Source organism: Nonomuraea sp. NPDC050478 (assembly GCF_044458265.1).
Classification (GTDB): Bacteria; Actinomycetota; Actinomycetes; order Streptosporangiales; family Streptosporangiaceae; genus Nonomuraea; species Nonomuraea ferruginea.
In genome coordinates, this window is record NZ_JBITHT010000002.1 from 364,222 (window position 1) to 385,208 (window position 20,987).

18 protein-coding genes are annotated in these 20,987 nt (G+C 71.3%); 5 read left to right on the top strand and 13 right to left on the bottom strand.

Going from position 1 to position 20,987, the window contains the following annotated elements:
* Nucleotides 1-12: 12 nt before the first annotated feature.
* The gene (locus tag ACIBF7_RS09735) at nucleotides 13-1,281 is read right to left on the bottom strand and encodes an IS701 family transposase (RefSeq protein WP_397196885.1); all 1,269 of its coding nucleotides are present in this window, start codon (nucleotides 1,279-1,281) and stop codon (nucleotides 13-15) included.
* Between the two features lie 464 nt (nucleotides 1,282-1,745).
* Between ACIBF7_RS09735 and ACIBF7_RS09740 the strand changes: the two genes are divergently transcribed.
* On the top strand, nucleotides 1,746-2,357 hold the full coding sequence (locus ACIBF7_RS09740; RefSeq protein ID WP_271276224.1) for a hypothetical protein: 612 nt from the start codon (nucleotides 1,746-1,748) through the stop codon (nucleotides 2,355-2,357).
* Nucleotides 2,357-3,847 (top strand): hypothetical protein, encoded by a 1,491-nt coding sequence (locus ACIBF7_RS09745; RefSeq protein ID WP_345482589.1) that lies wholly within the window; start codon nucleotides 2,357-2,359, stop codon nucleotides 3,845-3,847. Before ACIBF7_RS09740 ends, ACIBF7_RS09745 begins: the two co-directional genes overlap by 1 nt.
* Before the next feature lie 76 nt (nucleotides 3,848-3,923).
* Here the strand turns inward: ACIBF7_RS09745 and ACIBF7_RS09750 are convergent, their stop codons facing one another.
* From ACIBF7_RS09750 to ACIBF7_RS09785, 8 genes are all read right to left on the bottom strand, one after another.
* Nucleotides 3,924-4,610, bottom strand: coding sequence for an ABC transporter ATP-binding protein (locus ACIBF7_RS09750; protein WP_271276222.1), 687 nt, complete (start codon nucleotides 4,608-4,610; stop codon nucleotides 3,924-3,926).
* Complete coding sequence (locus ACIBF7_RS09755; RefSeq protein WP_271276221.1) at nucleotides 4,607-6,415, bottom strand: dipeptide/oligopeptide/nickel ABC transporter permease/ATP-binding protein; 1,809 nt, start codon at nucleotides 6,413-6,415, stop codon at nucleotides 4,607-4,609. Before ACIBF7_RS09755 ends, ACIBF7_RS09750 begins: the two co-directional genes overlap by 4 nt.
* Nucleotides 6,415-7,353 (bottom strand): ABC transporter permease, encoded by a 939-nt coding sequence (locus tag ACIBF7_RS09760; protein WP_261808607.1) that lies wholly within the window; start codon nucleotides 7,351-7,353, stop codon nucleotides 6,415-6,417. The genes ACIBF7_RS09755 and ACIBF7_RS09760 overlap by 1 nt, the downstream gene beginning before the upstream one ends.
* Nucleotides 7,354-8,913 carry an ABC transporter substrate-binding protein gene (locus tag ACIBF7_RS09765; protein ID WP_271276220.1) on the bottom strand — a complete coding sequence of 520 codons (1,560 nt, stop codon included), beginning with the start codon at nucleotides 8,911-8,913 and terminating at the stop codon, nucleotides 7,354-7,356. It abuts the gene before it with no gap.
* Between the two features lie 95 nt (nucleotides 8,914-9,008).
* Complete coding sequence (locus ACIBF7_RS09770) at nucleotides 9,009-10,595, bottom strand: CdaR family transcriptional regulator (protein WP_271276219.1); 1,587 nt, start codon at nucleotides 10,593-10,595, stop codon at nucleotides 9,009-9,011.
* A gap of 23 nt (nucleotides 10,596-10,618) precedes the next feature.
* A complete protein-coding gene (locus tag ACIBF7_RS09775) occupies nucleotides 10,619-11,461 on the bottom strand; it encodes a serine hydrolase (RefSeq protein ID WP_397196886.1) in 843 nt (280 codons plus the stop codon).
* A 5-nt stretch (nucleotides 11,462-11,466) separates the two neighbouring features.
* Nucleotides 11,467-12,780, bottom strand: a complete 1,314-nt coding sequence (locus ACIBF7_RS09780) for a serine hydrolase (RefSeq protein WP_271276217.1) — start codon at nucleotides 12,778-12,780, stop codon at nucleotides 11,467-11,469.
* Nucleotides 12,744-14,660 carry a S9 family peptidase gene (locus ACIBF7_RS09785; RefSeq protein ID WP_271276216.1) on the bottom strand — a complete coding sequence of 639 codons (1,917 nt, stop codon included), beginning with the start codon at nucleotides 14,658-14,660 and terminating at the stop codon, nucleotides 12,744-12,746. Before ACIBF7_RS09785 ends, ACIBF7_RS09780 begins: the two co-directional genes overlap by 37 nt.
* Nucleotides 14,661-14,961: 301 nt before the next feature.
* Here ACIBF7_RS09785 and tuf point away from each other — a divergent pair, with 301 nt between their 5' ends.
* The gene (gene tuf / locus ACIBF7_RS09790; RefSeq protein ID WP_271276215.1) at nucleotides 14,962-16,128 is read left to right on the top strand and encodes an elongation factor Tu; all 1,167 of its coding nucleotides are present in this window, start codon (nucleotides 14,962-14,964) and stop codon (nucleotides 16,126-16,128) included.
* 46 nt (nucleotides 16,129-16,174) lie between these two features.
* On the opposite strand, the gene ACIBF7_RS09795 is transcribed toward tuf, so the two are convergent.
* Nucleotides 16,175-17,626, bottom strand: a complete 1,452-nt coding sequence (locus ACIBF7_RS09795; RefSeq protein WP_271276214.1) for a serine/threonine-protein kinase — start codon at nucleotides 17,624-17,626, stop codon at nucleotides 16,175-16,177.
* Nucleotides 17,627-17,729: 103 nt separating this feature from the next.
* On the opposite strand from ACIBF7_RS09795, the gene ACIBF7_RS09800 reads away from it, so the two are divergent.
* A complete protein-coding gene (locus tag ACIBF7_RS09800; RefSeq protein WP_219544309.1) occupies nucleotides 17,730-18,065 on the top strand; it encodes a hypothetical protein in 336 nt (111 codons plus the stop codon).
* A 15-nt stretch (nucleotides 18,066-18,080) separates the two neighbouring features.
* Here the strand turns inward: ACIBF7_RS09800 and ACIBF7_RS09805 are convergent, their stop codons facing one another.
* A complete protein-coding gene (locus ACIBF7_RS09805; protein ID WP_148032079.1) occupies nucleotides 18,081-18,368 on the bottom strand; it encodes a putative quinol monooxygenase in 288 nt (95 codons plus the stop codon).
* Nucleotides 18,369-18,454: 86 nt separating this feature from the next.
* Entirely contained in the window at nucleotides 18,455-19,633 is a 1,179-nt protein-coding gene (locus tag ACIBF7_RS09810) for an MFS transporter (protein WP_397196887.1), read from the bottom strand.
* A 105-nt stretch (nucleotides 19,634-19,738) separates the two neighbouring features.
* Between ACIBF7_RS09810 and ACIBF7_RS09815 the strand changes: the two genes are divergently transcribed.
* Nucleotides 19,739-20,230 carry an Lrp/AsnC family transcriptional regulator gene (locus ACIBF7_RS09815; protein WP_271276212.1) on the top strand — a complete coding sequence of 164 codons (492 nt, stop codon included), beginning with the start codon at nucleotides 19,739-19,741 and terminating at the stop codon, nucleotides 20,228-20,230.
* A gap of 2 nt (nucleotides 20,231-20,232) precedes the next feature.
* Here ACIBF7_RS09815 and ACIBF7_RS09820 read toward each other — a convergent pair whose 3' ends face one another.
* Nucleotides 20,233-20,730, bottom strand: coding sequence for a hypothetical protein (locus ACIBF7_RS09820; RefSeq protein ID WP_364235277.1), 498 nt, complete (start codon nucleotides 20,728-20,730; stop codon nucleotides 20,233-20,235).
* Nucleotides 20,731-20,987 lie beyond the last annotated feature (257 nt).

A 20,987-nucleotide genomic window follows, 5' to 3' on the forward strand; every position in this document is an offset into this window, starting at 1 on the left:
TAGTTGACCTGGCTATATGCAGTGGCCAGGCGGGCTCGGTGATGGAACCAGCGGGCGCGGGCTTGATGGCGGCGTCGCCAGGTCGACCAGTGGACGGTGTGTTCCAGCGTCGGTGGATGTCCGGTGACGGCGTTGAACAGGCGCTTGACCTCGGCGACCGTCAATGGGATCAGGCCAGGGTCGGCCGGCGTGGGTGTCGGTTCCATGCCGGGCTGCTGCGGCGGCGACGGCGCAGACGGCCAGGCCGGCCATGACCAGCACGAGGTGCCGCAGTAGTGCCTCATAGAGGCGGACCTGGGACTCGTCCAGGCCGAACTGGTCCTTGCCGGCCTGGAAGCTCTCCTCCACCGGCCATCTCAACCCGGCGGCTGAGATGAGGCGGGCCAGGGTGGCCGGCTGACCGGCGGGCACGTAGCAGTAGTGAAAGGCCAGTTCACCGGTGGTGCGGTGCTTGCGGACCAGCAGGAAGTGGGCAGGGCTGGCGGTGGCGATCCACGCCCAGGCGTAGGTGCGTTCCCCCTTGGAGCCGTGCCCGGCTGAGCGGATGGTCCACCGGCGTTTGGGCCGCAGGTGCTTGGCCACGGCTTGTTCACAGGTCAGGCAGGTGCCGCCGCCGAGGGTGAGGGTGAAGGTGGCGCGGATGCGCAGCACGTAGGCCTGGCCGTGGTTCTCCAGATAGGTGCGTAGCTTGGTGCAGGCGCCGTAGACCTCGTCCCCGGTCACGAAGTCCAGGCGCACGCCGTCGGCGTAGGCCTCGCGCAGCAGGCCGATGGCCAGTTCGCCCTTGGTCGCGAAGCTGAGATCTGGCGGCAGAGCGGTGGTGATGGCGGTGACCGGGTCGCTGATCTGCTCGGCGGGGATCCATTGCCGTGCGCCGATCAGCGCGTGCCCCACGCCGGCGCGCGCGTAGGCGAGGTAGACGGTGTTGATGCCGTTGTCGATGCCGCCGGCGCAGCCCATGTGCTGGCGTTTGACGCCTGCCGTGGCCGTGCCCTTCTTCTCCTGGCCGGACTCGTCCAGCACGCCGACGGTCAGGCTGCCCGGCCGGGTGGCGGCATCCAGCCGGGCGACGGCGAAGCGGCGGACGGTACTCATCGCGCCCGCGGTGTCCCATCGGGCCCGGTTCAGCAGGCGCTGGGTGGCGTCCGGACGGCGGTCACCGATCCACTCGGCGATCGTCCAGCCGTTGCGCCGGGGCAGCTCGGACATCACGGCCCGGACGTACTTGGCGGCCTGCAGTCGCGGTTCGATCCGGGGGAACATCGGGGCCAGCGCGGTCATGAGGTCGTCGAGGTTTTGTTGCGCCCGCCTGGCCTCTACGATGAGGGCAGCAGCCGCTTTGGATCTTGTTCTCGTCACACAGACATGATCACGAGCGGCTGCTCTCGTTGTACGGGGATCCCGCCAGAAACTCACGTCCGGCCCGGCACCACGTCTTCCCAGCTCACACAGCAAATGGCGGCTGCCGTACTAGGCTTGCTTCTTTGTTCCCTAGATCGTCGTGAGGACTCTGGGGATGGGGCTGCGTTTGACGTTCTGCCCATGTCGTAGCGGTGCGCGGGGGCCGCTGATCAGCTGGCCGAGAAAGATCCACTCTATAATGCAATCGGACAAAGCGCACATATGCCTATAATGTATTATCAATACAATTTCGGCGCGCACCAATCAGGCAATAAGCGCACCTAGGCTTGCAATATGTTACAAACAAGCTTGCGCGGCGATTCTCGCTGTATATGATCCGATGCATGACGTGGTGGCAAGGGATACTTGCAGCGGGAACGGGGGGACTTTTCGCAGTCATAGGCGTGCTGATCGGCGTATGGGCAAATCGCAGGAAGATCGCGGCCGAAATTGCGAAACTAGGGGCTGACGCAACGAAGGTGCCACTCGAGGCCGAGAAGATAAGAGTGGACATCGAGAAGACGTTGCAGGAGGCCGAGAAACTGCGCCTGGAAACCCAGAAACTGCGACATGAGATCGGCACTGTGATAACTGCCGTGGACACTGCGAACTCCGGCCACAGTGAGAAACTGGAACAGATTCACGCGGCCGTGGAGGAGGCGGTGAGAGATGTGCGGGAGCTGGATAGCGCGGTGAAGAAGCGCATGCACTGGCAGATAGAGCCGGAAATGCTTCGTGTGTTGACCGCCCTGGTGCAACGATCGGGCCACGCGCTGAACGGCAGGCTCAAACACGCCGAGATGATAGAGACGATTAGCTCTGTCGAAAATACCGAGCCAGCCGAAAGAATAGTCGAGGCGTTGATGAACGAAGGATATATGCGTTCCAGCCCTGACAGTAGATACGAAGTGACGACCAAGGGCCGGCAGGCACTGTCACGGGGAGGTTCCTTCTGATGGCGCGTAGGTCATGGCCGATCAGCAGAATCAAAGAGAACGCGGGGGAAGGAGTGCTGGAGATACCGAGTCTCGCCATACTCCGGTACCGCACTCCTGAAGAGTTGATCTCCAATTTCACCCAGCTGTGGGGTGTCGAACCCACAGCGGTGAGTCTTCCGGCAACAGAGTTCGACGGCCCTCTCTTCGGGGTGGATGGACTTCGGGGCATCAAGTTCTCCACTTATGCCAGCGTCTCCAACGTCCTCAATGGTTTTGAGGACGTCGTCCAGGAGTTCGCCTCCCGCGGCATGGGCATCGTGCTCACCATCTGTCCGAACCTGTCTTTCATCCCAGGCGAAGGGCTATCGGTTCGCGACATCCTCGGTGACGCGTCGCCACAACTGTGTGTGGCGAATCCGCGGAGCGTGGAGGTGATCGCCGCCATCCTGGGCACAGGCGTCGATATCGTTAGAGAAGTATGCGCACAGCAGCCGGGAAAGCTGCAGGGCATCGCCATCGACGCGACCGACCTATGGCCGATGGGCGGAAGCCTGGGGCGCGTGGAGGCCACATGCTTCTGTGCGTTCTGCACCCAGCACTTCGACAGGGTGGCGCCGGATCTCCTGCTGAGGTTCAAAACGTTTCCGAATCCTTGGAGCCTGTTGCTGAAGCCCAGCAACACCGGCATCGGATTCGTTGACGAAGTCGGCCCGCTCACCAGCCCTGAGGAGATCGTCGGCCTGTCACGCCAGCGAGGCTACGTCGAGCAGTTCCAGAATGCCGCCGAGTCGTATCTGCTGGAGAATGCGAATCTCCTTCTGCGCTACATGCGGGCAAGGCACGAACAGACAGTAGGCGCAATAGCGGCTATCTTCGACCAGGCCTGCCACGAGCTGGACGATCTGCCTCGAAGGATACTCATCATCGAAGGCGAGCGGTATGGGTGGACCACAGGCATCTGGGCCGAGGAATTGGATCTGGCCTATCCCGCGGGCGATAGAACATTCGATGAGGTATGGCTCAACGCGAACCCCAACTTCATCCTTACGAGAGTTCCTTACCGAGTCTACATGTGGCGCAGGTCGCGCTACGTCATCTCCTCGTTCTTCGATCTTGCCGCCAGCGCCACGGATCCGACTCGCCGGGCTATATCCCAAATAGCACTGAGACCTCCCGGGCAAATCCGGAAGATTCTCTATCAGCGCTTCTATCAGATGCTGGCATACGGCCTGAACAGCGAAGGAGCGCTGCTGTCGCTGCCGGGAGGGCTCAGGCGCGGGGGAGCATCCGGGGAAGGCGACAGCACGCGGCTGGGATTCGTCGGCGTGTCACTCGATCGCGAATTCGGCGAGCGCTTCATCAATCAACTGAACATCGCCCCCGGCCAAGTGGACATCCTCGGCGACCAAGAGGCTGAAGCTCACCAGTCCCAAGCCGGTGCTTTGAGCAATATAGACCCCCATATCATGCAGCTCTTGCTGCATCAGTTCCAGGCCAGAGAAGGCTAGACATCGCCGGCTTCCTCCTCCCTGAGGAAACGGAGGAGCCGCAGGACCTCTCCGGGTCGTTCGACGCCGACAAACTTCAGCGGCGCAGGCGCGGCACCGCCTCCAGGAGGGTCCGCGTGTACGGATCGGCGGGGCTGGAGACCAGGTCCACCGTGGGGCCGTGTTCGACGACGCGCCCCCGGTGCATGACGGCGATCTCGTCGCACACGTACCGCACCACCGCCAGGTTGTGCGAGATGAAGAGGATCGGCAGCCCCGTCCGGTCGCGCAGGGATCGGATCAGGTTGAGGATGGACCCCTGCACCGACACGTCCAGGGCGCTGGTGATCTCGTCGGCGACCAGGAGGTCGGGGTCGGCGGCGAGGGCGCGGGCGATGGCGACGCGCTGGCGCTGGCCGCCCGACAGCTCGCGCGGGTAGCTCGGCGCCGTCTCCGGGGGCAGGGACACCATGCCCAGCAGGCGGGTCACCTCGGCGGCGCGGGCCCGGCGCGGGAGGTGGAGGAGGGCTTCGCCGACGGAGTCGCCGACGCGCATGCGCGGGTCGAGCGAGGCGTACGGGTCCTGGAAGATCATCTGGATGCGGGAGGCGCCGGTGACGCTGCCGGTGTGCGGGACGAGGCCGCTGACGGCGCGGGCCACGGACGACTTGCCGCTGCCCGACTCGCCGACGAGCCCGACGATGCGGCCGGGCGGGATCTCCAGAGTCACTTTGTCGACGGCGGTGAACGCGCCGTACCGGACGGTCAGGTCGTCGATTCTCACGAAGCCTCCCAGCAGGCGACCCGGTGGTCGTGGCCGTGTGCCTCCAGCGCGGGCCGGTCGGTGGCGCAGCGGCCGGTGGCGAGGGGGCACCGGGGGGCGAACGCGCAGCCGGCGCCCACCTCGGCGGGCGCCGGCTGGCGGCCGGGGATGCTGGCCAGCGGGAGCGCCCGGTCGGTGTCCATGTCGGGCAGGGACGAGATGAGCGCCCGGGTGTACGGGTGGGCGGCGCCGTCGGCGAGGCGGTCCACGGGCAGTTCCTCCACGACCCGGCCCGCGTACATGACCACCACCCGGTCGCACAGCTCGCCGACCACGGCGATGTCGTGGGAGATGAACAGCGCGCCCGCGCCGCTCTCCTCGACGACCTCGCGGAGCAGGCGGAGGATCTGGCGCTGGACGGTGACGTCGAGCGCGGTGGTGGGTTCGTCGGCGATGATCAGCTTCGGGTCGCCCATGAGGCCCATGGCGATGACGGCGCGCTGGCGCATGCCGCCGGAGAGCTGGTGCGGGTGCCGCGCGGCCTGCTTCTCCGGTTCCGGCAGGTGGACGTGGCCGAGCCGGTCGACGGCGCGCCGCCGGGCGTCCTCGCGGGTGGCGCCCTGGTGCACGACGGCGACCTCGGCGAGCTGGCCGCCGATCTTGAGCGCGGGGTTGAGCGAGGCCATCGGGTCCTGGAAGACCATGGCGAGGGAGGTGCCGAGCTGCTTGCGGCTCAGGTTCGGCACGTCCTCGCCGCACAGCCGCAGCCGCTCGTGGCTGACGGTCCCGGGGTACGGGACGAGCCCGCCGACGGCGGCGGCGGTGAGCGACTTGCCGCTGCCCGACTCGCCGACCAGTCCGACGATCTCGCCGGGCCGCACGCTCAGTGACACGCCGCGCACCGGGGTGACGCCGCCGGGGAAGGTGACCGTGAGGCCGGCGACGTCGAGGACGGCGCCGGGCTGGGTCTCCCCCGCGTCCGCGGCGGCGGCCGGCCGTTCCTGGCGGGAGCGCGGAGTCCGTACGGGGGTGCGGGCGGCCCGCCTGGCCAGGGCGTCGCCGAGGAGGTTGAAGCCGATGCCGGCGAGCGCGATGGCGGCGGCCGGGCCGAGCGCGACCTCCGGGTGGATGTAGATGCGGCCGAAGCCGTCGAAGAGCAGCCTGCCCCAGTCGTAGTCCGGCGGCTGCACGCCTAGACCCAGGAACGACATCCCGGCCAGGCCGAGCAGCGCCCCGCCGAGCGCCTGGGTGAGGTTGAGTATGAGCGGCTCGGCGATGTTGGGCAGCACGTGCCGGGCGAGGATGCGGTGGCGCGGCACGCGCAGCATGCGGGCCGCGGCCACGTAGTCGGCCCCGGACACGGAGGCGGCCAGCGTCTGGGTGAGCCGGGCGAAGCCGGGGGCGATGGCCGCGCCGATGCCGAGCACCGCGCCGCGCGCGCCGAGCCCGGCGACCACCGCGGTGAACATGGCCAGCAGCAGGCCGGGGAAGGCGACGAGCGCGTTGACGGCGCCGGTGACGAGCCGTCCGGCGCGGGCGGGCAGCACGGACGGGAGCGCGCCGAGCACGATGCCGGCGCTCGCGCCGATGAGCGCGGCGGCCAGCGCGAGCTGCAGCGAGTACCGGCCGGCGACGAGGACGCGGGCGAGCAGGTCGCGGCCGAGGTTGTCGGTGCCGAGCGGGTGCGCGGCCGAGGAGCCCTGCAGGATCGCGCCGGCGTTGACCAGTTCGGCCGCGTCCCCCCAGATGGGCGGCCCGATCACGGCCAGCACCACCATGAGCGCGGCCAGGGCGGCGCCGGCGATGGCCGCGGGGGTGCGGAGCATCACGACTCCTTGATGGCGGAGGTCGGGTCGAGCACGCCGAGCACGACGTCGACCAGGAGGTTCACGAGCAGGACGATGGTGCCGTAGACGAGGATCACGCCCTGGGCGACCGGGTAGTCCTTCTGGGTGATCGCTTCGACGATCTTCCCTCCGAGCCCTGGCCAGGCGAAGACGTACTCGACCAGCACGCTGCCGGCGATGAGCGAGCCGAGCAGCAGCCCGCCCAGGGTGAGGGTGGCGGTGAGCGTGTTGGGCAGCACGTGCCGCAGGTGCAGCCGGGCGGCGGGCAGCCGCTTGGCCCTGGCCAGCCTGACGTAGTCGGTGCCGAGCACGCGCAGCGTCTCGACCCGGGCGATGCGGGCGATCATGGCGGCCGGTCCGAGTGCCAGCGCGAGCACGGGCAGCAGGTAGGACTCGGGCCCGGCCTTCCCGGCGGGCGGCAGCAGTCCCAGGCCGATGGCGAACACCGCCACGAGCGCGATCGCGTACAGGAACTCGGGGATGGCCACCACGGCGCTCGTGACGGAGCCGAACGTGGCCTCGGTGCCCCGGTTGCGGCCGTTCTCGGTCCGTACGGCGGCCCACATGCCGAGCGGGACGGCGGCGAGCAGCGCCACGACGGTGGCGAGCAGGGCGAGTGCCAGCGTGTTGGGCAGCCGGGCGGCGATCACGGCGGTGACCGGCTCCCCCGTGAGGAACGAGGTGCCCATGTCGCCGGTCACCAGCCCCGACACGTACGCGGCGAGCTGCTCGTGCGGCGGCAGGTCCAGGCCGAGCGCGGCCCGGCGGGTCTCGACCAGCTCGACCGGGGCTGCCGGGCCGAGCGAGGCCCGCACGGGGTCTCCGGGGATCAGGTGGATCATCGCGAACGCGGCCAGCACGAGCACCGCGAGCGACACCGCGAACCGGACGAGCCGCCGGATGAGCGGACGGCGCACTCAGCCTCCTTGGGTGAGCCGGAACGAGCTCGGGTCGAACAGCCCGCCGGCCATCCGGAAGGCGGCGTTCTTGGTGGCGATGAGCGTGGTGTTCCCCACGACGGGCACCAGGTCGGCGCTCTCGAACAGGGCGGACTCGGCCTGGCCCCAGAGCGCGCAGCCCTCCTCTCCGGGCGTGCCGTTGGCCTCGGTCACCAGCTCGGTGTAGCGGTCGTTGTCCAGGTGGGCGAAGTTGGCGCCCTTGGGCGCGGCCGGGCCGGAGAGGAAGCCGACGAGCTGCGACGGCAGCGTGACGGTGATCGGCAGCCAGACGGCGTCCCAGTCCTGGGTGACGTTGAGCGACTCCGACAGCTTGGTGTCGAGCACGCCGTTGAGCTTCACCTCGGCGCCGGCCTTCTTCCAGGCGGCGGCCATGTACTCGGCGGCGGCCTGCACGCCCGGCCCCCGGGTGGTGGCGTAGAGCAGGCGCAGGCTGAGCCGCTCGCCGTCCTTGACCCTGATGCCGTCGGGGCCGGGCTTCCAGCCGGCGGCGTCGAGCGCGGCGGCGGCCGCGGCCTCGTCGAAGGCGGGCACGTGGCCGGTGACGGTGTCGCCGGGGCAGGCGCGGGGTTCGACGACGAGCCCGGTGGCGGGCCGGCCGGTGCCGCCGGAGGCGATGCCGCCCAGCTCGGTCAGGTTGAGCGCCTGGGTGAGCGCCTTGCGGACGACGGGGTCGGCGCCGGGCCGGCCGTCGCCCTGGTGGTAGAAGAACTGGCCGTTGCCGACGGGAGTGACGATCTGCCCGATGCCGGGGGTGGACTCCATGCGGGCGCGGTCGGGGCCGAGGAACTGGGCGCCGTTGAGGGTGCCGGCGACGAGCAGGTTGGCGGCGGTCTGCTCGTTCGGCACGACCTTGAGCACGACCTGCTCGGGCAGGTCCGCGCCGGTGCCGCTGCTCCCCCAGGCGTAGTCGCGGCGCACCTTGAACGTGTAGTGGTCGCCGGGCGCGGCCTCGGACAGCACGTACGGGCCGGAGCCGGAGGTGCCGCGGGCGAGCAGGGAGCGGTCCTCCACCCCCTTGCCGCAGACGATGAAGATGCTCCTGGCGCTCTCCAGGATGAAGCCGAACGGCTCCGGCGTGGACAGCGTGACGGTGCCGTCGCCGGCCTCCGCCTTCATGCCCACCGGTACGAACACGCCGTAGACGGGCGACTTGGTGTCCGGGTCGGCGATGTGGTTGATGGTGCCCGCCACGTCCTCGGGGGTGACCGGGGAGCCGTCGGAGCAGGTGACGTCCTTGCGCAGGGTGAAGGTGACGGCGTCCGGCTTGACGTCCCACTTCTCGGCGAGCCCGGGGACGATGCCGCCGTCCTCGCCGGCCCGCACGAGCGTGTCGTACGCGATCGAGAGCACGGTGTTGGTGACCGACAGCACGCCCGTCGCGGGGTCGAGCACGCCGGGGTCGGCCGGGATCGCGTACGTGAACGTGCCGCCGGTGGACGTGGGCGCCGCCTCGGGCGTGCCCGCGCCACATGCGGTGGCCAACAGGGCCAGCGCGGCGGCGCCTGCTGCTTTCTTCATGGGAACTCCGGGAGGTGGGAGGTGATGCCCCACCTTTTCCGCTTGCGGCGGCTCGTTCTTCGTGCCCGCCCACGAAATCCGCGCGCGCCGTCGTGCTACGGCCCGAAGATCCGCATCTGCAGCATGACCGTGAGCCTGGCCTCGGGGTCGGACAGGTCCAGGCCGCTGATCTCGACCAGCCGCTTGAGCCGGTAACGGAAGGTGTTGGCGTGCACGTGGACGCGCGCCGAGGCGGCGTTCACGTCGCCGAACGCGTCGAGGTAGGCCCGCAGGGTGGCGGCCAGCTCGCTGCCGTGCTCGCGGTCGTGCTCCAGCAGCCGCTGGTAGGGGCCGGTGGGGGTCTGCTCCTCGGCGCCGGCCACGTCGGCGACCTGCAGCAGCAGCGACTCGAAGTGGACATCGGTGTAGCCGGCGGCCTGGCCGGAGGTGCCCCGGGCGCGCAGGACGCGCAGCGCCCGGTCGGCGTCGGCGCGGGACCTGGACGCCTGGGCGAGGGTGCCGGCGAGCCGGCCGACGCCGATGTTGGCGGGGTGGCGGGGGCCGACCCGGGCCAGGAAGTCCTGGGCGATGCGCACCGCGCGGGCCTCCTCGTCCTCCGGGCCCGCGGTGAGCGGCAGCACGGCGTACGCGACGGAGCCGACGAGCGCGGCGGCGGCCTTCGGGTGGATGGTGGCGACGTGCAGGGCGAGCGCGTCGCAGAAGCGCTGGCGGTCGCTCTCGCCGCGGGCGGGGTCGCCTTCCTGCTGGTCGGTGAGCTGGGCGGCGAGCACGCACAGCCGCTGGGTGGCGATGCCGAGCCGGCCCGCCGCCTCGGCCGCGCCCGTCCCGCCGGCGAGGACGGTGGACAGCAGGTCGGCGCGGAGCCGCCGCTGGGCGTCGGCGCCCGCCCGGTCGCGCAGCAGCCGCAGCGCCACGATCTTGGCGGCGTCGGCGAGGGCGCGCTGCCGCTGCTCGGTGAGCGGCTCGCCCACCGCGGCCCAGATCGAGCCGAGGATCTCGTCGCCGGAGCGGACGGCGACGGCGGCCCGGTCGAGCATGTCGGCGGGCAGCTCGATGTGGATGGGGTCGCGGCTCTGGTAGAGCTCCTTGAGCGCGCCGCGCTCGTCGAGCATGCGCCGGTAGCGCTCGGGCACCTGACGGCCGAGCACGGTCTCGACGCGTCCGGGGTCGGCCTCGTCCTGCCGGCCGGAGAAGGCCAGGACGCGGGAGGAGCGGTCCTCGATGGTGACGGGCGCGTCGAGCAGCGCGCAGACGGCGTTGGCGAGGGAGAACAGGTCGCCCTGCGGCTCGTCCTCCGGCCCGTCGAGGTCGCCTTCGGCCAGCAGCGAGCGCAGCAGCGCGGCGACCTGCGACCAGGAGGCGGCGCGGGTGAGGCCGAGCACGGCCACTCCGGTCTCGGTCACCGCGGCGCGGACCCGTTCGTCCACCTCGACCGGCAGTTTGACGACGATGCCCGCCGCCCGCGGCGCCCGCTCCAGCAGGGCGCGGACGCCGTCGGCGCCGCGCACCCCGACGGCGAGCACGATCCCGCCCGGCGCCACCATCGGCTCGTCGTGCGGGTCGTAGATGTGCACGCCGGTGACCTCGGCGTCGAGGTCGCCGGGCGCGGCGGCCACGTCGAGGACGGTGCTGCCCAGGTCCTGCAGGATCCGCCCCAGGCTGGCGCGCGGGCGGGTGGTCATCCACTCACCATAGGGGGCGGCCGTCATGGGCCGCGCAACCGGTCCACCGCCAGCCGGGCGGCCCGCCCGATCACCGCGTCGGCGGCCGGGTCGCGCCCGCCCAGCTTGTCCGTGCGCAGGAACACCGCGACGGCGTAGCGGCCGCCGTCGGGGTACTCGACGACGCCGGCCTCGTTGCGCACCCCCCACAGCGTGCCGGTCTTGCCGGAGACCCGGACCTCGTCGCCGAACCCGGAGGCGAGCCGGTGCGGCCAGATCTGCCTGCCCATGACCGCGCGGACCTCGGCGCACGCCTCGGCGGGGCCTGCCTCGTCCCGCCAGATCCTGGCGAGCAGCGTGGTGATCTCGCGCGGCGTTCCCGACGTGGTCCGCGCCCGGTCGCGCACGGCCAGCGGCTCGATCAGCTCGCGCGGCATCCCGTCGAGCTCGACGGTGCCGAGCTCGGCCTCGACCTGGGCGAACAGCTCGGCGCAGCCGCCGATGAGCCGGGTGCGGCGCAGCCCGAGCCGGGCGAGCGTGGCGTGCACCCGGTCCAGGCCGACCCGGCGCAGCAGCACGTCGGTGGCCGCGTTGTCGCTCATCGTCATCATGAAGTGCGCGAGGTCCCGCAGCGTGAGCGAGACGTCGTCGGCGCAGCCCGAGGTGCCGATGCCGCCGTCCTTGTCGGCGGCGGTGACGGTCAGCCGCTCGGTCCGCGCCAGCTCGCCCGCCGCCGCCTGCAGGGCGTACTCCAGCAGCACGGCGATCTTGAACACGGACGCGAGGACGACGGGCTCGTCCGCGTCGAGGCATGACTCGCGGTCGCCGTCGACGTCGCGGGCGTGCAGGAAACCCCGCGCGCCCGCGCCCTCGAACACCTCACGCACGCCTTTCAGCCCGTCCGGGGCGTGGCGCGGGCGCCCAGGTGCACGTACGGGGAGCCGTCGGGCAGCTCGAAGAACACGGCCGAGAGCCAGTCGGGGTCGCCGTCCCTGCGGCCGACGAAGGTGACCTCGTCGACGGGCCGCAGGTCCAGCTCGACGGGCTCGTCCAGCGCGGCCAGCTCGCCGGTGGACTCCATGCGCAGCCGCAGCCCGCCCTCGCGCTCGCCGATCGTGATGCGGGACCCGGCGCGCTCGTAGACGCCGGCGTAACGGGCGGAGTCGACCTGGACGGGCTGCTCGGGCGGGCCCAGCCTGGCGGGCACGGTGACGCCGTCGAGCTCGGCGAACAGCTCGGTGACGACCCGGTGGGTGAACGCGCCGCTGTGGCCGCCGTTGACGGTGACGCAGGCGATGGTGCCGGTGCCGGGCAGCATCCAGAGCATGGCGTGCTGGCCGATGGTGTTGCCGCCGTGGGAGACGACCTTCCGGCCGTCCCACTCGTCGAGGATCCAGCCGATGCCCCACTGCCTGCCGAGCGTGTGCGGGTTGGGGATGTCGATCTGCGGCTCCCACATGGCGGCCGGGTTCTCCAGCAGGCCGCCTTCGAGATGGGCGCGGGCGAAGGCGACCACGTCGGCGGGGCGGGCGCAGATGAGCCCGGCGGGTCCGGCGGAGCGCATGAGCCCCCAGACCGGGGCGGGGTCCCCGTTCTCCATGTGGCCCATCGCGGCGCGGAAGCGGAGCACGTCCTCGGCCAGGGTGGCGGTGTGGGTGAGGCCGAGCGGATCGATGATCCGCTCGCGCAGCACGTCGTCCCAGCGCTTGCCGGCCAGCTTCTCCAGCACCCGGCCTGCGACGATGAAGCCGGAGTTGCAGTAGGACTGGGTGACGCCGAGCGGGTGGTTCTGGGCCAGGTCGGCGCAGGCGGCCACGTACTTCTCGACGCAGTCGTCGCCGCGGCCGGTGTCCAGGAACAGGTCGCCGTCGATGCCGCTGGTGTGGGAGAGCAGGTGGCGGATCGTGACGGTCTTGGTCACCTCGGGGTCGGCGACCTTGAACTCGGGCAGCACGTCGACGACGGGCGTGTCCAGGGTGAGCCTGCCCTGCTCGATGTCCTGCATGAGCAGGGTGGCGGTCCACACCTTGGTGACGGAGCCGATCTGGAACAGCGAGTCGGGGGTGCTCTCGACCCCCGTCGCCTTGTTGAGCACCCCGGCGGCGAACTCGTGGAGCTCCCCCTGGTGCAGGTAGGCGAGGGCCGCGCCGGGCACCTCGTATTCGGCGATCAGCTCGGCGAGCCGGTGACCCATTGCTGCAGCCACGCGATGATCCTCTCGTTGTAGTCGATCCGGTGTGAGGGGCGTCCGTTGAGGATGAACAGGTGGGAGGCGTCTGGATAGCGCACCAGCCGGACGGGCACGCCGCGCTCGCGCAGCGCCGCGAACCACTGCTCGGCCTGGCCCACTGGGCAGCGGTCGTCGGTGTCGCCGTGCAGCAGGAGGGTGGGGGTCGTGACGTCGTCCACGTGGGTGAGCGGGGACTGGGGTACGACATCACCCCCGCATTCAAACATTTTCAGGAAATATCCCATATCGGAGGTTCCACCCATGCTGACCAGGTCAGTCACGGCACCTCCGGGGATGGCGGCCTTGAACCGCCCGGTCCGCGTGGACAGCCAGCAGGTCATGTAGCCGCCGTAGCTGTAGCCGGTGACGGCCAGCCGCTCCGGGTCCGCGACGCCCTCGGCCACCAGGTCGTCGAGGGGGCCCAGGAAGTCCTGGGTGTCGGCCAGCCCCCAGGCTCCGGCCGCCGCCTTGTAGAAGGCTTCACCGTACCCGTCGCTGGCGCGCGGGTTCAGGGTGAGCACGGTCCAGCCGCGTGCGGCGAGCACCTGGTGGTAGAGGTGCGCGCCGTCGAAGACGGGCGCCCAGGCGTTGTGCGGGCCGCCGTGGATGTCGAGCAGCAGCGGCCCCGGCCCGTCCAGCGTCTCGTCGCGCAGCACGAACCCCTCGACGGGCGTGCCGTCGGCGGCGGTGAACGCGCGGCGGACGGGGGTGAACAGGTCCACGTCAGCGAGCGCGTACGAGGTGAGCGCGCCCTCTGGCGCCGGGGTCTCGGATGGGTCCGGCGGTGACTCTCCCGATGTCTCGGATGTTCCGCCCGGCGGGAGATCCGTCAGGTACACCTCGCCCGCGCTGCGGGCCGTCGCGGCGACGTACGCGAGCTTCCCGGCGGCGGTGCCCGCACCGGCCACCACGGCGTCGCCGCCGACGACCTTCACCGCCGTCCCTCCGGTCAGGGGGACGGTGTAGAGGTGCGTGCAGCCGCGGTCGCGGGCCGCGAACAGCAACTGCCCGCCGGCGAGCTGCGGCGCGGCGCCGGGGTAGCCGGGCGCGCCCATCATGACGTTGCGGTCCAGCCCGGTCTCCAGCTCCCGCGCCCCGTCCGCCTCCACCAGGTGGAGCCGCGTGTGCCCGACCGGCTCGACCGGCCCGGCCACCACCAGCCGACCGCCGAGCCACCACACACCGGTGGCGATCACTTCGGGACCGGTCAGCCGTTTCGGCTCACCCCCGCCCGCCTCGACCGCGTACACCGAGCTCGACAGCCGCAGGTCGCCGTCGGGCTCCATCCCGGCGGTGAACGCCAGCCGCTCCCCGTCCGGCGCCCACGAGGGCTGCCCCGCGTGGAAGCCGCCCTCGGTGAGCCGGACGGTCTCCCCCGACCTCACCTCGGCGACGAAGACCTGCGTGGTGATCCCGCGCAGCAGCCCGGCGCCGTCGGCCTTGTAGTCCAGCCGGTCCGCCACCACGGGAGCGTGCGGGTCGAGCTCGCCGTGCGGACCCGCGTACGCGATCCTGTCGCCGCCGGGCGACCACACCGGCGCGCCCGCTCCGAGCGGCGCGGCGGTGAGGACGCGCGGCTCACCGCCGTCCATGGGCAGCAGGTGGATCTGCGGCCGGCCCTCGACGGGCCGCAGGTACGCCAGCGTGCGCCCGTCCGGCGACCAGCGCGGGCGGCTCCCCTCGGCGAGCCGCCGGGGCTCCGCGCCGGGGGCGGCGAGCCAGATCTCGTCGTGGTTCCCGTCCGGCACGCGCCGGGCCGTGGTGAGCGTGTACGCGACCGCGCCGCCGTCCGGCCGCGGCTGCGGATCGGACGGCACGGCCAGGCGGAACAGGTCGTCCAGCGTGATGCGGGGCATGAGCGAACGCTAGGCCAGCACCGTCACGCCTTCTTCGGTCTGCAGGACGAACCGGGGCCCGCGCCTTGTCCGCCGGACCAAAGGGAATATTCGATTGCCCATCGCTGCTGACAGCAGCACCATGGTCATCATGATCCGGCACGCGCTCCCGACGACGCCCGCCCGCGCGGGCGCGTTCGAGCGTGCCTGCGACGGCCTGGAGCGCTGACCTCTTCCCGTTCGTCCCGGAGTGTGACCCGGCGGGGAGAGGTAGACGGCCCTGCACGGGTCACCACGCATCCAGGTTCGCAAGGAAGGGATCATGGCCAAGCAGGCCTATGTGCGGAACAAGCCGCACCTCAACATCGGCACGATGGGCCACGTCGACCACGGCAAGACCACGCTGACCGCCGCCATCACGAAGGTGCTGGCGGAGCGCGGCCAGGCGACGTACACGCCGTTCGAGCGGATCGACCGCACCCCGGAGGAGCACTCCAGGGGCATCACGATCAACATCTCGCACGTCGAGTACGAGACCGCCACGCGGCACTACGCCCACGTGGACATGCCGGGCCACGCCGACTACGTGAAGAACATGATCACGGGGGCGGCGCAGCTCGACGGCGCCATCCTGGTGGTGTCGGCGCGCGACGGCATCATGCCGCAGACCAGGGAGCACGTCCTGCTCGCCCGGCGCGTGGGCGTCGAGCACCTGGTCGTCGCGGTCAACAAGGCCGACGGGGCCGACCCGGAGCTCACCGACCTGGTGGAGCTGGAGCTGCAGGACCTGCTCGGCGAGCACGGCTTCGGCGGCTCGCCGATGGTGCGCGTCTCCGGGCTGCGGGCGCTCGAGGGCGACCCGGCCTGGACGGCGTCCATCGACGAGCTGCTCCGTACGGTCGACGACCACATCCCGGTCCCGGTCCGGTACGTGGACGCGCCGTTCCTCATGCCCGTGGAGAACGTCATGTCCATCACCGGCCGCGGCACGGTCGTCACCGGGGCCATCGAGCGCGGCGCCGTCCGCGTCGGCGACCCGGTCACGGCCGTCGGGCTGGGCGGCGACCTGTCCGCGGTCGTCACCGGCGTCGAGACGTTCGGCCGCACGATGGAGCGCGGCGAGGCGGGCGACAACGCCGCCCTCCTGCTCCGGGGCGTCCAGCGGCACCAGGTCAGGCGCGGCATGGTGCTCGCGGCCCCGGGCAGCCAGGCGGCGCACCGGGCGTTCACCGCCCGGGTGTACCTGCTGACGGCGGAGGAGGGCGGCCGGCGCAAGCCGATCGCCTCGGGCTACCGGCCGCAGTTCTACCTGCGCACGACGGACGTGCCGGGTGAGCTGCTGCTCACCTCGCCGGCCCGGCCGGGGGACACGATCGAGGTCCCGGTCACCCTCGGCAAGGCGGTCGCCCTGGAGCCGGGCCTCGGCTTCGCCATCCGCGAGGGCGGCCTGACCGTGGGCGCCGGCACGGTGCTCGCCGTGACGGACTGAACCGTGGTCGCCGGGACCTCTTCGGAGGTCCCGGCGACCAGCGGCGTCAGCTGAAGCCCTGGGGACAGAGGAAGGTCTTGATGCTGCCCGGCGCTCTCGCGAGGAGGGCCGGGCGGTCCGACAGTGAGCAGAAGTTGCTGCCGATCTCGGCGTCGACGAACCGGGCTCTGTTCCGCGTCGCGATCAGGGAGATCCCGCCGACACTCGGGGACTCGATCTCGGCCGCGAGCCAGGAGCCCGCGCATTTCCTGCCCCCGACCGCGGCGTCCTGCGGCAGGCTGCCGCCGTTCATCGCGGCGACCTGCTGGAGTATCGCGCTGTCGGACGGGCACGGCGCGGTGGTGGCCGAGGGGCGCGGGCTCGTCTTCCTCGCGGTGGGCGTCTTCACGGGGGTCCTGCTGGGAGTGGGCGACTCCTCGGCGGTCTCGTCCGCCGTCGCCGTCTCCTCCGGGCTCTCGCTCTCATCCGGCTCCGGGCTTTCGCTCCCGCCCGGCTCCGGGCTTCCGGACCGCGTGGACGAGGAAGAGACGCCCGGGCTCCGCAGCGCCTCCGGCGTCCCAGCCGCGTTCACCGTGAAGGCCACGCCGACGGCCGAGACCGCCGCCACGACGGCGACGGCCGACCACAGCGGCACCACGGGGCGCCTGCCGGGCACCGGCATGGGGGTTGTCGCGCCCCTCCTCAGCGCGGTGACCCGGGCGAGCAGCTCGTGCGTGGCCGGCCGCGCCTTCCGATCCTTGGCGAGCGCGCTCCGTACGAGGTCGCGGACGCGCGGCGGCACGCCGGACAGGTCGGCGTCGACGCTCATGACGCGGTAGGCCAGGACATCGGGGGCGCCGGTGCCGAACGGCGGGCGCCCGGTCGAGGCGTACACCATCAGCGCGCCCCAGGCGAAGACGTCGGCGGCCGCGTCCGCCTGGTCGCCCCGGTACTGCTCCGGGCTGATCCAGCCGGGGGTGCCGATCAGCGCGCCGGTCCCCGTGAGCCCGCTCTCGTCGAGGGCGCGGGCGATGCCGAAGTCCAGGACCTTCGCGCCGGAGGCGGAGAGGATGACGTTCCCGGGTTTGAGGTCGCGGTGCACGACGCCGGCTCGATGGATGTCGGTGAGCGCTTCGGCGATGTCGGCGCCGAACGACAGCAACTCGTCCGGCGGCAGCGGCCCGTTGCCCTGCACGTGCGTGCTGAGCGTCGGGCCGGGCACGAACTCGGTGGCCAGCCAGGGAGGCATCGTGGCGGTGTCGGCGGCCAGCACCGAGACCGTGCAGCGCCCGCGCACCCGGGACAGGAGATCGACCTCGCGCACGAAACGGGCATGGAACTGCGGATCGGCGGCCAGCCCCGGATGGATGACCTTGACCGCCACCCGGGCGCCGTCCGCCGCCACCCCCGCGTAGACCACGCCCATGCCGCCGGCGCCCATCCGGCCTTCGACGCGGTACGGGCCGATCACCTCTGGCTCGTCCATTGCCCGGGGGCCGAAGCCGCGGGGGTCGCTCATCGGGGCTCCCGATCGCCGGGGTCATCGCAACGGCAATGATCCTAATGATCTGGGCGTGGTGGTGCTCCATGGCATACTGGCGGCCCCGCGGCATGGAGGTGCCATGTTCGAGTCCGTCAGATTATGGCTGGTGATCGCCCTCGGTTTCCTGACGAGCGCCTGCGCGCTGGGGAACAACGTCCTCTGGGCCGGCGCGATCGCCTGCCTTCCGGTGATCGGCTACATCGGCGTCCGCCGGCTGCGCCACGGGAGCGCGCGCGGGACCGGTGACGTGTTCGGCGCTCTCACCTGGACGCTCGTGGGAGCCATGGCGTTGTACCTCGGCTGTGTGCTCGCCTGGCCGTTTCCCACAGGGCTGGTCGTCTCACTGTTCTTCCTGGTCGTCGCGATGATCATCGGTATCCGGAAGGACGTCTCGGCACGCTACGCGGGCGACTGAGGACCGGCTGACGGCTCAGGTCAGCGAGCGCAGGTCCGCGACGTCGTACTCGGTCACCGAGGCGGCGAGTATGGCGTCCTGCTGGGTGTCGTCGGGGCCGCTGCCGCGGAACGCCTCGACGGCCGCCCGCGACTCCCAGCGTTCGAAGATGTTGACGCGGCCGGCGTCCACCAGGTCCGCGCCGATGGCGAAGTCGAGGCAGCCGGGTGCGCGGCGGGCCAGCTCGACGACGCCCTCGCAATCCGCCAGATAGCGCTCGCGCCGGTGCGGATCGACGACGATGTGCCCCGCGACGATGACCATGTCCTGCTCCTCTGCCGAGTTCGTCCTGACCGTCGTGGTTGTGACCGCCGAGCGAGCCGGAACTCATCGGTGCGCGCACGAGAGGGTCACCTTCGCGCAGGGGCGCGCCGGGTCCGGGCGAGCGTGACCGCGGCCAGGACGAGCAGGGCCATGGCGACCGGCGCGAGGACGGTGTACCCACCAGAGGAAAGGACCATGGTGGAGGCCAGGCCGGCCACGGCGGCCGCGCCCCAGAGTCCGGCGTCGACCGCGCCCTCCACGCGCATCCGGTCGGCCCCCTCCGGCAGCCCCGTGGCGAGGCCGGCGCTGCCGCCGATGAAGCAGAGGTTCCAGCCGTACCCGAGCAGGAACAGGCCGGCCGTCAGCATCGGCATGCGGCCGGGCCCGGCCGCGGCCAGGGCCACGGACAGCGCCATGATCGCCAGCCCGGCGGCCATCACGGGCCGCGCGCCGTACCGGTCGATCAGGTGGCCGGTGAGCGGCGAGAACGCGAACATGCCGAAGGTGTGCGCCGCCAGCGCGGCGCCGACCGCATCCAGGCCGTGGTGGTGCAGGTGCATGTCCGGCGGGGCCGCGGTCATGATGCCGACCATCACGACCTGCGCCGCGGCCATCACCGCGAACGCCGACCGCGCGGCGGGCCCGTGCACCAGGTCGCTGAGCCGTGCCCGCCCAGGGACCGGGCGTGCCCCGGATCCCGCCAGGGCGGCGGAGACGGCCATGGCCGCGGCGCAGGCGACACCGGCCAGCAGGAAGGGGCCGGTGAAGGCGATCCATCCCAGCCCGGTCGCGACCGTGCTCGACGGTGCGAGCAGCAACGGCCCGCCGACCGCGCCGAGCGTGCCGCCCCAGACCACGGTCCCGATCGCGAACCCGCGCCGCGCCGGTGGATACAGGTCCGCCGCCGCGTAGCGGGACAGCTGGGCCCCGGCGTTGCCCACCCCCAGCAGGAGCATGCCCAGGGTCAGCGTGACGATGTCGTACGAGGCGACGGCCACGAGCGCGAGGCAGGCCCCCGCCGTCGCCACCGCGAAGCCGAGCACGAACCCGGCACGCCGCCCGGCGCGGTTCATCACGCGGGTCAGTGCGAGGGCGCCGGCGCCGGTGCCGACGATGCCCGCCGTCACGGGCACGCCGGCCCACGCGAGGCCGAGGCGGTCTGTGGCGACGAGGGTGCTGACCGCGCTCGCCGCCGCCATCGCGGCGTTCATGAGCGCGGTCGCCGTGAACAGGGCGGTTATGCTGCGCCGGTGTCTATTGATCATCCCTTTACGATAGGAATGTCGGTTTTGAGAATGAAGGGGATCTGAACGGTCCTGCGGCGGTTACGCTTCTCGAACGTGATGCATGATCCGGTCAGAGGTTGACGAATGGACAGACAGTTGGATCGTACGGACTGGCGGATCCTCGCCGAACTCCAGCGCGACGGCCGTCTCTCGTACAACCGGCTCGGCCGCCTCGTCAACCTGTCGCCGCCCGCCGTGGCCGAGCGGGTGCGCCGTCTGGAGGAGGCCGGAGTGATCACCGGATATCAGGTCACGATCGATCCGGCCAAGGCGGGGCTGCCGCTCACCGCGTTCGTCCAGATGCGCTGCGCGCCGGGCCGCTGCCTGCTGAAGACCACCACGGCGGGGGACTATCCCGAGGTCGTCGAGGTGCACAAACTGACGGGCGACTCGTGCACCATGCTCAAGATCCGCACCGCCTCGATGCGCCATCTGGAAGGACTGCTCGAACGCCTCGGCGGGCACGGCGAGCTCACCTCGTTCGTCGTCCTGTCCACCCAGTACGAGGGCCGTCCCGTCGAACCTCCGGCCTCCGAGCTCAGACCGGTGACCGACTCCGCCGGGTGGAGCCGCTGACCCTACTTGAGGGACAGGATGCGGCCGTGGTACTTCGGGTGCTTGGTCTCCCAATAGCGCCAGCCCTCCACCTTGGCGGGGACGTTGGCTATGCCGCGGTCGATGAGACGGTGACGGCAGGTGCCGAGCACCGACCAGGCCGACCAGCCGACGCGGTAACCGAAGACGCGGTAGCGCATGTTGCCGTACATGCCCTTGCTGACTTCCCGCGTGTACTCATGGCCGGCGAAGACCATATGGCGCTCCTCCAGGTGCGGGATTCCCAGCCGGCGCAGGTTGCGCACCACGTCTCCGGTGGTGAGGGAGATCTGCTTCTCCGACTCGGTCTCGAGGAAGGCGAGCACCTCGTGCTCACGTGTCACACTCACCGTCATCGTGCCGCCCGGCCCGTCGATGAAACGGGTGCGTGGAATGTAGAAGTTCCGCGGCGAGAGCCGGTGGATCTTGAAGAAGACCCTGGACTCGCACGTCGCGTCGACGTCCCCGAAGCCCCACCTCACCCGCGGAGTCGGGGTCGGGGTCTCCGTCGGGCTCTCGGTGGGGCTCTCCGTGGCGCTGGGCGTGGGAGTCGGGGTAGGACTCGGGGTCGGGCCCGCGCTCGCCGACGGGGACAGGGTGGCGACGAGGGCCGCGGACAGGGTGCCCGCCGCGACCAGTATCGCCGATCTCCCGGCCGGGCGACGCCTTCCCGGCCCGGACGAGGCCACTCTTCCTGGTTTCGCCGTGGACATGTCGGTGAGCTTCCTTTCGACCGGGT